We start from the raw sequence: 13,332 nt of genomic DNA on the forward strand, positions 1-13,332 counted from the left end.
TGATCAATGAAACGCGTTGTTGAGGATGAGTGAGGTGATAATGCCGGTGGCCGCTGCAATCAGCACATAGTTACCATCGATATCCGCCCAGTGCTGCCCTTCCGGTGGCTCTCTCAACCCGCGCTCACGCCAGTCATCGATCCGGTATCTGTCGCCGCAATATTCCCGTGGAACGGGTCGGCCGCGCCGGAATTCATGCCCTTCCCACGCAAACCGATCGTGGTCGTAGTCACGACGCGCATCAGGCGGTGGCGGTCCACCCGGTCCCGGCGGTCCTTCGCGTCGCAGGCCCGGCGGGCCGAAACCATCAGGACCGCGTCCCGGATGATGCCATGGGCCACCAGGACCACCGGGGCCATCCGCCAGTCCCGGCAGGCTGTACAGGGTGCTGTATGCTAAAAGGACACTCACTAAAACTGATTTTATTTTTTTCATGGTACTGCCTCCAGTATAACGGCGACGACGCGCCGTTATGACTACTATCGGCATGAGGCGTCACAATAAGTATCGCCAAAACTCTTAAAAGTCAGCAGATGAAAGCGCCGTGTCTCAGGACGCGCTGAACGACGCCGCAGGTGGAAGAACAACAGGGTGACAGCAGAGACTCACGCGTAATCAGGCGAGCAGGGTCAGCCCGACCATGATGTTAAACGGCACGAAAGCGCGTCAGCCAGAGGCGCGCGGTCATCGGCAACGTAACGGAATCCTTTCCGATAAGCGGATCAGCCTCAACCGCAGCGCGTTATGCAGGCTGACTCAACACATAATTCAGCCTGCACGCGGCGGTCAACAGGTTCGCGCCTCAGGGAAAGGTATCAGGGATAACTCAGCATGACGGGCGCATCCGGTAATTTAGTAAACTGGCGGATAATGTTGTGGTAATCCGCGGTAGGATCCAGGTCACTAAACTGCTTTGGATAAAGATCTTTTGCCAGAATTTCCATACCAATAATGTTGTAGGGATGGTTATAAAAGTGGTGATAAATCCCGTAGGTCTTTCCCTGTTTCACCGGCTCAATCTGCGCCAGCCCTGTGCGTTTTAGTAATGTGGTAAAAGTGGTGGCGACATCCTGTTTATTCGCCCCGTAGCCCAGCGGCAACACGTTGCTGTTGGACCGTTTCGAGCCGGTCATAATGTAAACGTCCGGCTTCATGGCGATGATCTTCTCCAGCGACACAAAACCGGCATTACCGGGCAGCAGTGACGAGCCAATATTTTTACCGCCGACCGCCTCAACCAGCCCGCCCCAGCCGCTGTGAGCGTGGGTAAAACAGCAGCTGTCGCTGTTACCGGCGATAGGTTCAATAAAGACGGTAGGCTTGTTTTTGACCTGATCGATTTTCGTTTGCAGCGCATGCCAGCGCTGTTGATAAAAATCTGTATAGGCTTTCGCCTCCGCTTCACGGTTCAGCACGCTGCCCAGCAACGTTATCCCTGGCACCGTGTTTTGCTTAGGATGCAGTTCGTCATCGACAAACACGACCGGGATATTCAGGCTTTTCAACGTGGTCAGTACGCCAGATTGCATCAGCGCCGGTTTGGCACGCAGTTGCGCAATCATCAGATCCGGCTTCTGCGCCAGCACGCTTTCAAGGTTTACCTGTCCCTGATCGTTGAATCCCATATCCACAATACTGGCAGCCTGCGGCCAGGTTTTCTCCAGCAGCGCCCACGTTTGCGTGTCCTGCTTTTTGGGCAGATTGTTCCAGGCCACGACGCGTTTGAACGGATTATCACGATCCAGCAACGCCAGCGCCATAATGTCGCGCCCGTCCTGCAAAATGATGTGCCGGGGCTCTTTCTGCAGCGTGATACGCTGGCCATCCATGTCGGTGACGGTGACAGGATACGTCGTTGCCGAACAGACGGTTGAGGCCAACAATGTTGCTGCAAAAATACCGAATTTCATGTTTAGTAACCCTGTTAAGGAATAAGAATTATTCTCGTTAACTTTAACATGCAAATTCGTAAAAAATTTAAAACTTTTTTTAGCGAATACGTCTGAAGCCGTGAACGGAGGATCGCTGTCCGGCAGAAACACAGGGCGGCGTTGCCAGCCGCCCGCCAGTCACGCCTGCAAAAGCGAATAGAAAATAGCGGAAATGGCAATCAGCCCACTGGCCACCACAAAGACATTACTGAGCTTGCCGCTGTATTGGCGCATGGCAGGAACACGATGAATAGCGTACATCGGCATTAAAAACAGAATGACCGCAATCACCGGGCCGCCCAGGGTTTCAATCATGCTCAGAATATTAGGATCGAGCGTCGCCACCAACCAGGTCGTCAGCAGCATAAAGCCTGCCGTCAGGCGATTCAGCCGCTGAGGCGCAATCGTCTTGCCCCGGCTGCGCAGGGCTTTGTTAACGATGCCGTTAAACCCTTCGCGTGCCCCTAAGTAGTGCCCGAGAAAGGATTTAGCGATTGCAACCATGGCGATTACCGGCCCCGTCCAGGCGATCAGCGGCGCATTAAAATGGTTCGCCAGATAGGACAATATCGTAATGTTCTGAGCTTTCGCTGACCGCAGGTCATCAGGGGACAAGCTCAGCACACAGCTGAACACAAAGAACATAACGGTCAGCACCATTAACAGGTGCGCGCAGGCCAGAATCCGTGAGCATTTTTGCTCAGCCTGGGCGCCGTATTCCTGACGTTTGGCCACCGCAAATGATGAGATAATCGGCGAGTGATTAAAAGAAAAGACCATCACCGGCAGGGCCAGCCACAACGTGCTCCACAGGTTGCCGCCGCCGCTGTGCAACGTTTGCAGTGCGGCGCTGTGCCAGTGAGGAATCAGGCAGACGGCCATCAACATCAGCACCGCGACGAAGGGATAAACCAGCACGCTCATCGCCTTGACAATCATGGTCTGGCCGAAGCGCACCACCGTCATCATGCCGACAATTAACAGCAGCGCCAGTAAGGCGCGCGGGGGCGCAGTCAACCCAAGTTGATTGACCATCAGGCTTTCGACCGTATTCGTCATCGCCACGCTGTACATCAGCAAAATGGGGTAGATAGCAAAGAAATAGAGCAGCGTGATCAACCTGCCTGCGCCAGCCCCAAAATGCTCCTCCACCACATCCGTGATGTCGCCCGCCGGATGACTGCCTGACAGCACGAAACGCGTTAAGGCGCGATGGGCAAAAAATGTCAGCGGAAAAGCCAGCAGCGCCATAATTATCAGCGGCAACAGACCGCCCATCCCCGCATTGATGGGCAGAAACAGGACGCCTGCGCCGATTGCGGTGCCGTACAGCCCCAGCATCCAGACGGTATCCGTTTTACGCCAGCCCGTTTCTTCTGTAATGCGGGCAGATTCCAGGGGGCGGGTGTGCGAGGTTTTCATTAGCTTTTCCAGAGTATGCATCAGCCGCAAAGGCGGCCAGTTGCGGATAAAAGTGTGGCCGTTCTCAGAGGGAACAGGTAAACGCGGGCGACAGGAATGCCTCAGGCTGCCGCTGCGTAATCGATTGCGCGTGCGTTTTTTTACACTATCTGACGACCTGAGTTCAAGTAATGCGTCATATCGTGCAGATTCCGGGCGGGTTATGCGCATCATCCCCTACAGGAAAGGCTTTACAGGCCGTGGTTGTTTCATGGTTTCACCCCACCGCTCTGCTTACCCGTTTTTCCCTCACTACACTTCAAGCACCCTTACAAATTTTGGCGACGACTGTTGTCGGGCGGGTATCGCCGACCGCGCCGTTGCTGTGCTTCACCGGTTTACAGGAGTCAACTACATGAAAGCCTTAACCTGGCATGGTCCGCATAAAGTCAGCGTTGATAATGTTGCCGATCCCGGTCTGGAAGCGGCCGATGATATTATTCTTCGCGTTACCGCCACGGCTATTTGTGGCTCAGATCTGCACCTGTACCGGGGAAAAATTCCGGGTACGGATCATGGCGACATTTTTGGCCACGAGTTCATGGGCGAAGTGGTGGAAGCAGGTCGCGCAGTGACCGCCGTGGCAAAAGGTGATCGGGTGGTGATTCCGTTTGTGATTGCCTGCGGCGACTGCTTTTTTTGTCATCTGCATCAGTACGCCGCGTGCGAAAACACCAACAGCGGAAGAGGCGCGATCTTAAACCGCAAAAAAATTACGCCACCTGCGGCCCTGTTTGGCTACAGCAAACTGTACGGCGGTATCCCCGGCGGTCAGGCGGAATATGTCCGAGTTCCCAAAGCGAATACCGGTCCGTTTAAAGTGCCTGCAACGCTCCCGGACGAGAAAGTGCTGTTTCTGTCTGATATCCTGCCGACCGCCTGGCAGGCGGTCAAAAATGCTGAAATCAAGCCGGGTTCAAGCGTCGCGATCTTTGGTGCTGGCCCCGTCGGCTTACTCAGCGCCGCCTGCGCCCGCCTGGAGGGCGCAGAACAGATCTATATGATCGATTATAATGACTACCGGCTGGACTTTGCCCGGGAACGTTATGGTGTGATCCCGATTAATTTCGATAAAACTGACGATCCCGCCGCCTGGATCATTGAACACAGTGCGGGCCATCGCGGCGTGGATGCGGTCATTGACGCCGTTGGTTTTGAAGCCAAGGGCAGCCTGACAGAAACGGTATTAACTAACCTGAAACTGGAAGGCAGCAGCGGGAAAGCGTTACGTCAGTGTATTGCGGCCGTTCGCCGGGGCGGAATTGTCAGCGTGCCCGGTGTGTACGCCGGCTTTATTCACGGCTTCCTGTTCGGCGATGCGTTTGACAAGGGCCTGACCTTCAAAATGGGCCAGACGCATGTTCATGCTTATCTGCCCGACCTGCTCAGCCTCATCGAAAAAGGGCATTTAACCCCGGAAGAGATTGTGACGCACCATATGCCGCTGGAGGATGCGGCACGGGGCTATGCCATCTTTGAAAAACGGGAAGAAGCGTGCCGAAAAGTGATTCTGGTGCCGGGCATGACGCCAACCCAGGCGACGCTGTAGCAAACACGGGCGGGGTTTTCCGCCCGTTACAGGTTAACGGTGCCTCGCCTGGGCGTAGGCCGCATCTAAATCCAGCCGCTGCCAGAATGCCTGATCCGCGCCCGGCCCACCCAGTGGGTAACCGGCGGGTAACGCGCTTTTCACCATCAGCGCACGGCGCTGCTTCGCCGACAGTTGAGGCAAGGCAGTTTCCAGCAACACCTCTGCGCCGTCGGGAACCGTTAACCTGGCCTTATTGCCTGCCACCTTCGGCAGGTTATAGCTCATGGTGAAACGGTAAAACGGCTTCATGCTGCCAGTGCCATAGGGATCATCCTGTCCTGCGGGTTTTGCGCACACCGCTAATGTGGTACCACACTCTTTTTCCAGCGCACTGCGTAGTTGCTGGCGAGCCTCTGCGAATAATGTCCGGTAAGCAGCATCATTCAGATAATGTGCGACGTTATATTGGGCCACCATGCGCGATCCCATCACGTCCAGCGGATAATGTACGCCCAGAACCAGACGCGAATACCCGTAACGCGCGCCCCGTTGCAGCAACGCATCAAAACGTTCCGGGATCATCTCAGCCAGCAATAACGCATCGGTGTAGCCGGTATTGGTATGTCCGCTGGGAAAAGACCCCCCATCGGCCGTATAAGGCTGGTTATCTTTGATCACCGTGTCATCCGGCACCAGATGAATCGTATTGCCTTTGTGCAGGAAAGGACGTGGATAGTCGAAGTGTTTTTTTGCCGCGCTGGTGCTGACTTCACTGGCTTTTATCAGCGCGGCAGCTTTACTCAGCTCGCCTTTTTCATAGGCCGCAAGAAAAGCTTTACCTAAGCGCGGTCCCAGGGCATCGGCAAGGAAATACAGATAGCTAATCCCTTCGGCGTCCGCCAGCGCCTGACGGCGTTCGCCCTGCGTGGCATTAAGATTAATTGATGTCACTGTGGCCCGGTTAGCGTTCATCACGTTATCCGGCAGCGTACTGAATCCCGATAACAGCGCAATGCCCGCCTGTTGCAGGGGTTGGGTCTGGAAATTGTAGCCACTGGCTTTCAGCCAGCGATAGTCGGCGAGTTTGTCACTTTGTTTCGCCTGTTTTAGCTGGTCACGGCTGAGCGTAGGTGCACCGTTCTGGATGGCCGTGCGCTCTGCCGCCAGCGCCTGCAGTTCAAGCGCATTGAATACCGGACTGGATGAGCCCTGAGACGTTTTGTTCGCCAGCGCACTGGCTTCAGACAACGGGATTGCCTGCGCCTGTTGCGTCATGAACAGCGCCGCCGCAATCAGGGTAATGTGCATTTTCATTATTATTCCTTTTTTCTCTGACCTTGCCGGTTGTCACGCTAGCATTGCTGTATGACAGTTTTATTTCGCAAGCCTGGGCCGCGCGTCAGTCGTCAGTGGCAGGCTTATCTGAGAAATCTGTCGCGCTGCGCCAGCAAAACCGCCCGAACCCGCTACGCTAAGGTAGGCATCGTTCGCGGCCGCGGCCGGGGTCGCGACATGGCCTGTCTCTCGTCGGTTGTCTGCGACTGAAGAATGCGCTGGCGAATGCAGCGTGAGGAGAAAATAAAAACAGAATTGATCGTTGATTCCCGATGCCACATTCATACACTTTCGGGTGGCCAATGCCCGCATCGGCATACGTGCTTATCAAGGGATGTTTACATGAGGTTATCCTATGCGCTTTAAAGGACTTACTATCGGGTTTTTCCTGCTGATACTGGCCATCGCGACGGTGGCTTTTTTCGAGGTATTAGCGCCCTACTTCTCGCCGATTCTCTGGGCTGCCGTGCTGGCCGTGATCTTCCATCCGCTGAAAACGTATTTGCGAGGCAAGCTGGGCGATCGTAACGGGCTTGCCGCCCTGCTGACGCTGTTATGCATCTGTCTGATCGTCTTTACGCCTTTAGCGATTATTGCGTCATCGCTGGTGGTCGAAGTGAATACGGTTTACCACAAGCTGCAAACCAACTCGGCCCAGTTCCCGGTCGTTTTCGCCGATCTGCTGCAACATCTGCCAGGCTGGGCCAAACATTACCTTGCAGAAAACAACCTGGACAATGCTACGCAGATTCAGCAAAAGCTGTCGGCCTTTGCCCTCAAAGGCGGCCAGTACCTGGCCGGTAGCGCCTTTATCATCGGTAAGGGGACATTCAGCTTCACCGTCGGCTTCGGCATCATGCTCTATCTGCTGTTCTTCCTGTTGAAAGATGGATCGTACCTGGTCCATCTGATTCTGGAAGCGCTGCCGCTGTCTACCTATGTAAAACACCATCTGTTTAAGAAGTTTGCCGCCGTGTCGCGCGCGACGGTAAAAGGCACGGTCGTGGTCGGTGTGGTACAGGGGATTTTAGGTGGGCTCGCCTTCTGGATTACCGATATTGATGGCAGCCTGCTCTGGGGGGCCTTGATGGGTTTCCTGTCGCTTATTCCTGCCGTCGGCTCCGCTATTATCTGGGTGCCCGCTGCGATTTTCTTCTTCGCAACCGGGGCGTTGTGGAAAGGGCTGTTTCTTGTGGGCTTCTTTGTGGTCATCGTCGGGCTGGTGGATAACATCCTGCGCCCACTGCTGGTCGGCAAAGACACCAAAATGCCTGATTACCTGATCCTGATCGCCACCCTGGGCGGAATGGAAATCTATGGCATCAACGGTTTCGTCATCGGCCCGGTGATTGCTGCCCTGTTCATTGCCTGCTGGAATTTACTGTCCGGACGCGATAACCGCGAAAACATCGAAGAAATCGATGAAGAGTTTATCGAAGAGGGGAAAAAACAGTCTGATACGGCGCAGCAGGATGCCGCAGAAGCAGCAAAGGCCGAAGCCTTACAGGCTAAGACCGTTCCGGCCGACCCCGAACAGAAATAGGGAATAAAAAAACCCACCAGCGGTGGGTTTTTTCTACACAAAAGCGGCTTAGTTGGTCGCTTTGTTTTTCAGGTCTTCGGCACCCTGCTTGGTTTTATCCCAGCCTTTCTCGGTGCCTTCTTTAGTTTTGTGCCAGCCTTTCTGCGCACCTTCAGAGATTTTGCTTGAGGTGGCGTTGCTCTTACCTTCCGCTGCATGCTCAGACTTCAGCTTCAGCTCCTGGCCTTTGTGCTGCGTCTGATGCAGTTTTTCTTTAGCGGTATCTGCGCCTTTATGCGCTTCAGCGACAGTTTCATCCGTTGTGGTAGCAGCGAAAACTGGCGAGGCCAGTAAAACAGCAGACAGTGCAATAATTGCTTTCTTCATCGTAATTCCCTCTTGTGTGAAATTTGTCGTCTTGCGTAATTATTCTGGCACAGGAGACCAAAGAACGATTTAAGAATAGACCTGAAATGAAATATAGCGAACCTGACTGGTTAAAAGGACACCAGAGGTATAATCGTTGCCTATAACAAATCGAGTTGCTGAGGCGACGGGTCCGGTGCCGCAGGTTTGCGCACGCGACGTGGAGGAGGGGGTTGCTGCATAGCCTGGTGAATCCAGTCCATGATCACGGCTACCACATAAGCCTGCTGGTTATCAGTCAGCGTCTGATGTTGCGCAATACCGTGCCACTTTGCCAGGCATCCGCGACAGCAGGTCGCCGTCGCATGCTGAGCAATAAAGACCGGATGACCGCGCATCGGCGTTTGCTTGCCGTCATTCACCGGATGGGCGGCGGACAGACGCTGGTGGATAAACCCGGCGGCGTGCTGTTGCACCCCAGCCTGCCCTTTCGCAAGACAGTAATCGTATTCTTTACGACCCAGACGAAAACGCTGGCGAAAAGGCGAGCGCGACAGGCGCGCAAACAGGTCCTCAAACATTGTTCTTCTCTGTCTCAACGATCACGACAACTTTCTTCCTGCCAGATAACGTACGCCCTGCGCGCCAAACGTCTCGCGGTGCGGTTGCCCGGCCTGCAAATGAAAAATGTCTCCTACCTGGTAGGTACGGACACCGTCTTCGGTAAATAGGGTGATATCCCCTTCAAGAATCAGCGCCATCGCCTCAAAAGGATGATCGTGCTGGTCCAGTTCACTGTGGGCTTCACGTTCGACAATGACCGGTTCTGCAAAGCCTTTCTCAGCCAGCAGCGTTCTGAATTGATGTTCTGTCATCGGCATCCTCGTCTGTCATTGGGTTTACTGGCAGTGTAGTCACTCGCGTGCTTTTTTGCCGTTGCGTAAAGTAGCGCAAGCAAGGTTGTAACAGAGAATCCCGCATGTGTACTTTCTGCTAATCGTCTCGTTAACACGTCATCTCTTAAACGGATTAAGCATGCCGCACAGGGTAAAGACTGCGCTGTTATTGATCAATCAACGTTCACGCAAGGGCCGCATTGATGCCGCCCGCGCCACAGAACTGCTGCAGCAGGCGGGCATTAATCTAATCCTGCCCGCCCCGGGCGATCAACGTAGTTACCCCGATCTTATTTCTGCTTACGCCGGCCAAATCGATTGGGTGATTGTGGGCGGCGGCGACGGCACGCTCAATGCGGCAGCGCCGGGACTGATGCGCACCGGGCTGCCGCTGGGGATTCTTCCGCTGGGCACCGCCAATGATTTTGCGCGAACACTGGGGATTCCCACCCAGCTGGAACAGGCGGTGAGTGTCATTTGCCAGGGCCATATGCGCTCTGTGGATCTCGGTGAGGTCAATGGCCACCTGTTTCTCAACGTCTCCAGTATTGGTTTCTCGGCTGAGCTGGCTCGTAATCTTACGGCACAGGCGAAAAAGCGCTGGGGCGTGCTGGGTTATGCCTTTGCCGCGTTGCGCATTCTGCGGCAAAGTCGACCTTTCCGCGCCACGCTGATTCATGGCGGCAAGGCAACCGCCATTAAAACCGTGCAGGTGTCGGTTGGCAATGGGCGCTTTTATGGTGGCGGAATGACCGTACAGCAAAGCGCCGCGCCTGACGATGGCTTGCTGGACGTCTACAGCCTCGAAATCAAACGCAGCTGGCAACTGCTGTTGCTGTTTCCTTCGCTGCGACGCGGCACTCATGGCCGCTGGCGCAATGTCCGCACGTTCAGCACGACCGCCCTGACACTGCAAACGCGTCGGCCACACTTTATTAATGCAGATGGTGAGATCATCGGGCAAACGCCAGCCCATTTCCGCCTGCTTAATGATGCGTTGAGGGTGCTGGCTCCCGCCCCCTCCGGCAGGGAAAATCCTTAAAAGCTTACAGGTAGTGCGGGGCGCTTGCGCATAGCGCTCAGCGCCAGGATGACCAGCCCCAGCCCAATCAGCACCAGGAAGTAGTAATTGAGTAAATGCCAGAGCCCGATGCCGGCGATCCCGCCCGCCAGGAAAGAGAGGATCGTGTAGGTATGCAGCCGCAGACGCTCAACATACAGCGGCGCGTCTTTTGGCGACGCCTTACGTCGAAGCACATCAAACAGCATCGCCAGCTCGATTCCAATGTCGGTGGAGGTCCCGGAGACATGTGTCGTTCTGACGCGCGCATTGGAGATGCGGGTCACCACCGCATTTTGCAGGCCCATCAAAAAACTCAGGCTCAGAATCAACAGCGCGCCGGACGACGCCAGCGTGTAATGGGCTTCGGTTATGCCCAGCGCCACCAGCGCCGCACCTTCCAGCAGAATATTCACAGCGTAGATTGTGCGAATCTGCCGTCGGCGTCCGGCATTAATAATCAGCGTCGATACCATCGCGCCAAAAATAAACATGCAGACAATCAGCAGGAAAAAGATGCCCTGATGCACATTGGCTTTGGCCAGATAATCCGACAGTGAGGATACGTTGCCTGTCATATTGGCCGAGAAGAAACCGACTATCTCAAAGGCAGCCGTGTTTAACGCGCCGGCGACAGCGGCAAGCGTGCAGGCAAGACGGCTGTCCGCAATATGCGTCCGTTCGGTTTCCGTGCTGATCAACATAATGTTCACTCAGGTACGATGCGATTGGCTCTATCATTCGCTGAGTTCGTTAAGGAAACAAGCGCTAATTCAGCGACGTAGACCTCCGTCTGCCTGACTGTTTTTAACGAGAGGGTAGAAGCTATTACTGTGTCATTCGGCGCGAAGCCGGATGGCCTTTTCGGCTGGCGTGGCCGGTCTCCCTCTGTTCTGCTACTTACCGCCATAGAGAGACTGTTTCGACAACAATGCCGCACCTTATCAGGCTGTGTTCGCGTCTGTTGTGTTGGCCTCTGCTGACCCGCTTCACCCTGTTCATAGCAACAGCATCAGGGCACATCGTCAGGAGGGTATATTTTATCTCGTCAGATCCGAACGCCGCGATAAAACCCCTCGCTAAAACAGTAAGCGCCTCACTTTTCAGCCTGTTGCACCCTACTCTGTGGCAGATCAAGGTACCACGTGGCGCAACGCTTCATGCTTTGCGCTCCCTCCACCGACTCATTTATTAAGAGTATGAACCCGATTTCTAAAGCAGTACTGACGTTAACAGCGACAGGATGGCTGGCTGGCAATGTGCTCGCTCAGCCGTTACGCGCACCGCTGCTGGGAAATTTTCAGGCCAGCGCACACCAGCGCTGTGGACAGGACATCACACTGCAACTGCTGAAAACGACCGATAACATCATGCTTATGGGCCTGAAAAACCGGGAAAGTGGCGAAACCGATCTGTTCATGTCCAGCAGCCCGTTTACTGCAGACAATAGCTATTCCCGCTTCGTGCCCGTGAAATTCGATCAGTTGTCGAAGCACTTTATCGAAACGCATAACGATGTGCTGGAGGTGATCTGGGGCGCAGCAAAAGACGATAAGAATGTGCTGCGCTATACACTGGCGTTAGGCAGTTACACCTATTCCTGCGGTGCCATTGAGTCCTGGCCGAATGATACGGCAAACCAGTTGTACGGTGAGCCGGATAGCAGCGATGCTGGCACTGCGGCAGAGAAAAAAGCGTTCAGGGAATAGCGCAACCCTCGACCTGTTTAACGGCACGCAGTCTGAGGCGCCCGCGTAAATTGACCATGAATAATGGCAAAGCGTTGTACTACCGTGGCCTGCTCAGCGATAGAGACATTTTTTATCGTCATCTCAAGCGGAAACGTCTCGCTGTACCCGTCCAGCGTAATTTTTCCGTTGCCTGTCCTGACGTTGTCGAAGGTGATATCCCGGTAATCGGGGATCATCGTGCCGCTGGCGTGCGGATCATAATGCGTATCAATGACCACGGGATTGTCCACATCCTGCATACAAATGTTTTGGTAGCGAACCGCCCGCACCTGCCCACCGCGCGAGCGGTCGCTTTTGATGCGCAGGCCATTGGTCGTGCCGGTTAACGTCAGCCCGTCCACCAGCACATCGCTGACGCCTCGGTTTATTTCACTGCCAATCGACATACCATGACCAGAGCCAAACTGGTTATTCACGATGGAAATATGCGAGGCCGGTGCGTTTCCGGCTTTAATCGCCACATTGTCATCACCGGTACTGATCCGACTGTTGATTAACGTAACATCGCTGGACCCCATGGGATCCACACCGTCGGTGTTTCGTGCCGTCGCGGGCGTGTCGATGGTGATGCCCCATAGCGTAATGCCCTCACTGTCACTGACAGCCACGTGAAAGTTTGGCGCATTCTTCAGGGTGATCTGATACAGCGTGATATCCCGGGCGTGATCAACCTGGATCAGCCGCGGCGCATTTTGCTTTGCGTCATCACTCTTGGCGCTGGTCGCCAGTTGCCACCAGGTTTGCGTCTTACCGGTGACAGAGGCTCCGCCCTGCCCGTCGATCATGCCCTGCCCGTATATCCCGCTACCACGGACATGACTGAGAGTAATAAACGCCCTGCAACCGTTGCCCTGCGAATCCAGCGTCCCACAGCTTCCGCGCCCGTTATCATACAATCGTGGATCCGGAAGTGCGCGCAACACCGCTCCCTTATCAATGCCCAGACTGACACCCGAAGGCAAAGACAGTGGCCCGCTATAAAATACCTTCGCACGGGTTGAGGGTACTAACAGCACCATTTTGCCGGACGGGCAGCTATCCAGCGCCTGTTGAATAGTCTGACTGACAGTGTATTGATCCATGGCCGGGATACGCTGGCAGACCGGCGGATAAACCGGTGGTGTTACCGTTCGTCGATCGCCCATTTGTGCCTGAGCGGTAAAACTGATCGCCAGGCCAACAATCATGGCTAACAGAACAAAGGGAGAGCGATACATCGTCACAATCAGGTCAGTCATAGTGAAAGGGGCGACAGAGGGACAGGCCTTCACAATACGCAAGTCCTTCCTGGCAGGTAAAGCAGAAAAATGAGCCCGTCGCCGGAAGTGGTCAAAATGTTAAATTGATGCGCAGGGGTCAGCGAAATAAAAGCGGGATGGCTTCGTTTTCCCCTTTGAAATGCCGCCGTCCACAGCCTGGATAAAGCGGATTTTGACCTTTATTCGCCCAAGGGATGGGTTTGACAGCACCAGGGCCAGT

13 protein-coding genes are annotated in these 13,332 nt (G+C 54.7%); 4 read left to right on the forward strand and 9 right to left on the reverse strand.

Annotation, left to right across the window (positions count from 1 at the left end; genetic code table 11):
* Window positions 1-3: 3 nt before the first annotated feature.
* From C1N59_RS14835 to C1N59_RS14845, 3 genes are all read right to left on the reverse strand, one after another.
* Complete coding sequence (locus tag C1N59_RS14835) at window positions 4-435, reverse strand: RcnB family protein (protein WP_033737446.1); 432 nt, start codon at window positions 433-435, stop codon at window positions 4-6.
* Window positions 436-815: 380 nt separating this feature from the next.
* Entirely contained in the window at window positions 816-1,910 is a 1,095-nt protein-coding gene (locus C1N59_RS14840; RefSeq protein WP_039342958.1) for an ABC transporter substrate-binding protein, read from the reverse strand.
* A 159-nt stretch (window positions 1,911-2,069) separates the two neighbouring features.
* Complete coding sequence (locus C1N59_RS14845; protein WP_283787551.1) at window positions 2,070-3,353, reverse strand: HAAAP family serine/threonine permease; 1,284 nt, start codon at window positions 3,351-3,353, stop codon at window positions 2,070-2,072.
* Between the two features lie 394 nt (window positions 3,354-3,747).
* Here C1N59_RS14845 and C1N59_RS14850 point away from each other — a divergent pair, with 394 nt between their 5' ends.
* A complete protein-coding gene (locus C1N59_RS14850) occupies window positions 3,748-4,941 on the forward strand; it encodes a zinc-dependent alcohol dehydrogenase (protein ID WP_394549814.1) in 1,194 nt (397 codons plus the stop codon).
* Window positions 4,942-4,974: 33 nt separating this feature from the next.
* Here C1N59_RS14850 and C1N59_RS14855 read toward each other — a convergent pair whose 3' ends face one another.
* A complete protein-coding gene (locus tag C1N59_RS14855) occupies window positions 4,975-6,237 on the reverse strand; it encodes an acid phosphatase (protein WP_394549815.1) in 1,263 nt (420 codons plus the stop codon).
* A 376-nt stretch (window positions 6,238-6,613) separates the two neighbouring features.
* Here C1N59_RS14855 and C1N59_RS14860 point away from each other — a divergent pair, with 376 nt between their 5' ends.
* Window positions 6,614-7,801 (forward strand): AI-2E family transporter, encoded by a 1,188-nt coding sequence (locus C1N59_RS14860; protein WP_394549816.1) that lies wholly within the window; start codon window positions 6,614-6,616, stop codon window positions 7,799-7,801.
* Between the two features lie 48 nt (window positions 7,802-7,849).
* On the opposite strand, the gene C1N59_RS14865 is transcribed toward C1N59_RS14860, so the two are convergent.
* The 3 genes from C1N59_RS14865 to C1N59_RS14875 all read right to left on the reverse strand — a co-directional run bounded on the left by C1N59_RS14865 (window position 7,850) and on the right by C1N59_RS14875 (window position 9,021).
* A complete protein-coding gene (locus tag C1N59_RS14865; protein WP_033737439.1) occupies window positions 7,850-8,167 on the reverse strand; it encodes a hypothetical protein in 318 nt (105 codons plus the stop codon).
* Window positions 8,168-8,307: 140 nt separating this feature from the next.
* Window positions 8,308-8,727, reverse strand: coding sequence for a DUF4186 domain-containing protein (locus C1N59_RS14870; RefSeq protein ID WP_039342914.1), 420 nt, complete (start codon window positions 8,725-8,727; stop codon window positions 8,308-8,310).
* A gap of 21 nt (window positions 8,728-8,748) precedes the next feature.
* Window positions 8,749-9,021: a cupin domain-containing protein gene (locus C1N59_RS14875; protein ID WP_033737438.1), complete on the reverse strand. Its 273-nt coding sequence runs from the start codon at window positions 9,019-9,021 to the stop codon at window positions 8,749-8,751.
* Window positions 9,022-9,181: 160 nt separating this feature from the next.
* Here C1N59_RS14875 and C1N59_RS14880 point away from each other — a divergent pair, with 160 nt between their 5' ends.
* Window positions 9,182-10,084, forward strand: coding sequence for a lipid kinase (locus C1N59_RS14880; protein ID WP_394549817.1), 903 nt, complete (start codon window positions 9,182-9,184; stop codon window positions 10,082-10,084).
* Here the strand turns inward: C1N59_RS14880 and C1N59_RS14885 are convergent.
* Entirely contained in the window at window positions 10,081-10,806 is a 726-nt protein-coding gene (locus C1N59_RS14885; RefSeq protein WP_283787561.1) for a YoaK family protein, read from the reverse strand. The two genes, C1N59_RS14880 and C1N59_RS14885, sit on opposite strands and share 4 nt — an antisense overlap.
* 495 nt (window positions 10,807-11,301) lie before the next feature.
* On the opposite strand from C1N59_RS14885, the gene C1N59_RS14890 reads away from it, so the two are divergent.
* Window positions 11,302-11,811 carry a hypothetical protein gene (locus C1N59_RS14890; RefSeq protein ID WP_394549818.1) on the forward strand — a complete coding sequence of 170 codons (510 nt, stop codon included), beginning with the start codon at window positions 11,302-11,304 and terminating at the stop codon, window positions 11,809-11,811.
* A gap of 17 nt (window positions 11,812-11,828) precedes the next feature.
* Here the strand turns inward: C1N59_RS14890 and C1N59_RS14895 are convergent, their stop codons facing one another.
* A complete protein-coding gene (locus tag C1N59_RS14895; RefSeq protein WP_394550870.1) occupies window positions 11,829-13,124 on the reverse strand; it encodes a glycoside hydrolase family 28 protein in 1,296 nt (431 codons plus the stop codon).
* Window positions 13,125-13,332 lie beyond the last annotated feature (208 nt).

The organism is Pantoea sp. SGAir0183 (assembly GCF_043545505.1).

Bases quoted from the DNA above. Each gene is read 5' to 3' on its own strand.
- C1N59_RS14835 (WP_033737446.1), bottom strand. From the start codon at position 435: ATGAAAAAAATAAAATCAGTTTTAGTGAGTGTCCTTTTAGCATACAGC.
- C1N59_RS14840 (WP_039342958.1), bottom strand. From the start codon at position 1,910: ATGAAATTCGGTATTTTTGCAGCAACATTGTTGGCCTCAACCGTCTGT.
- C1N59_RS14845 (WP_283787551.1), bottom strand. From the start codon at position 3,353: ATGAAAACCTCGCACACCCGCCCCCTGGAATCTGCCCGCATTACAGAA.
- C1N59_RS14850 (WP_394549814.1), top strand. From the start codon at position 3,748: ATGAAAGCCTTAACCTGGCATGGTCCGCATAAAGTCAGCGTTGATAAT.
- C1N59_RS14855 (WP_394549815.1), bottom strand. From the start codon at position 6,237: ATGAAAATGCACATTACCCTGATTGCGGCGGCGCTGTTCATGACGCAA.
- C1N59_RS14860 (WP_394549816.1), top strand. From the start codon at position 6,614: ATGCGCTTTAAAGGACTTACTATCGGGTTTTTCCTGCTGATACTGGCC.
- C1N59_RS14865 (WP_033737439.1), bottom strand. From the start codon at position 8,167: ATGAAGAAAGCAATTATTGCACTGTCTGCTGTTTTACTGGCCTCGCCA.
- C1N59_RS14870 (WP_039342914.1), bottom strand. From the start codon at position 8,727: ATGTTTGAGGACCTGTTTGCGCGCCTGTCGCGCTCGCCTTTTCGCCAG.
- C1N59_RS14875 (WP_033737438.1), bottom strand. From the start codon at position 9,021: ATGACAGAACATCAATTCAGAACGCTGCTGGCTGAGAAAGGCTTTGCA.
- C1N59_RS14880 (WP_394549817.1), top strand. From the start codon at position 9,182: ATGCCGCACAGGGTAAAGACTGCGCTGTTATTGATCAATCAACGTTCA.
- C1N59_RS14885 (WP_283787561.1), bottom strand. From the start codon at position 10,806: ATGTTGATCAGCACGGAAACCGAACGGACGCATATTGCGGACAGCCGT.
- C1N59_RS14890 (WP_394549818.1), top strand. From the start codon at position 11,302: ATGAACCCGATTTCTAAAGCAGTACTGACGTTAACAGCGACAGGATGG.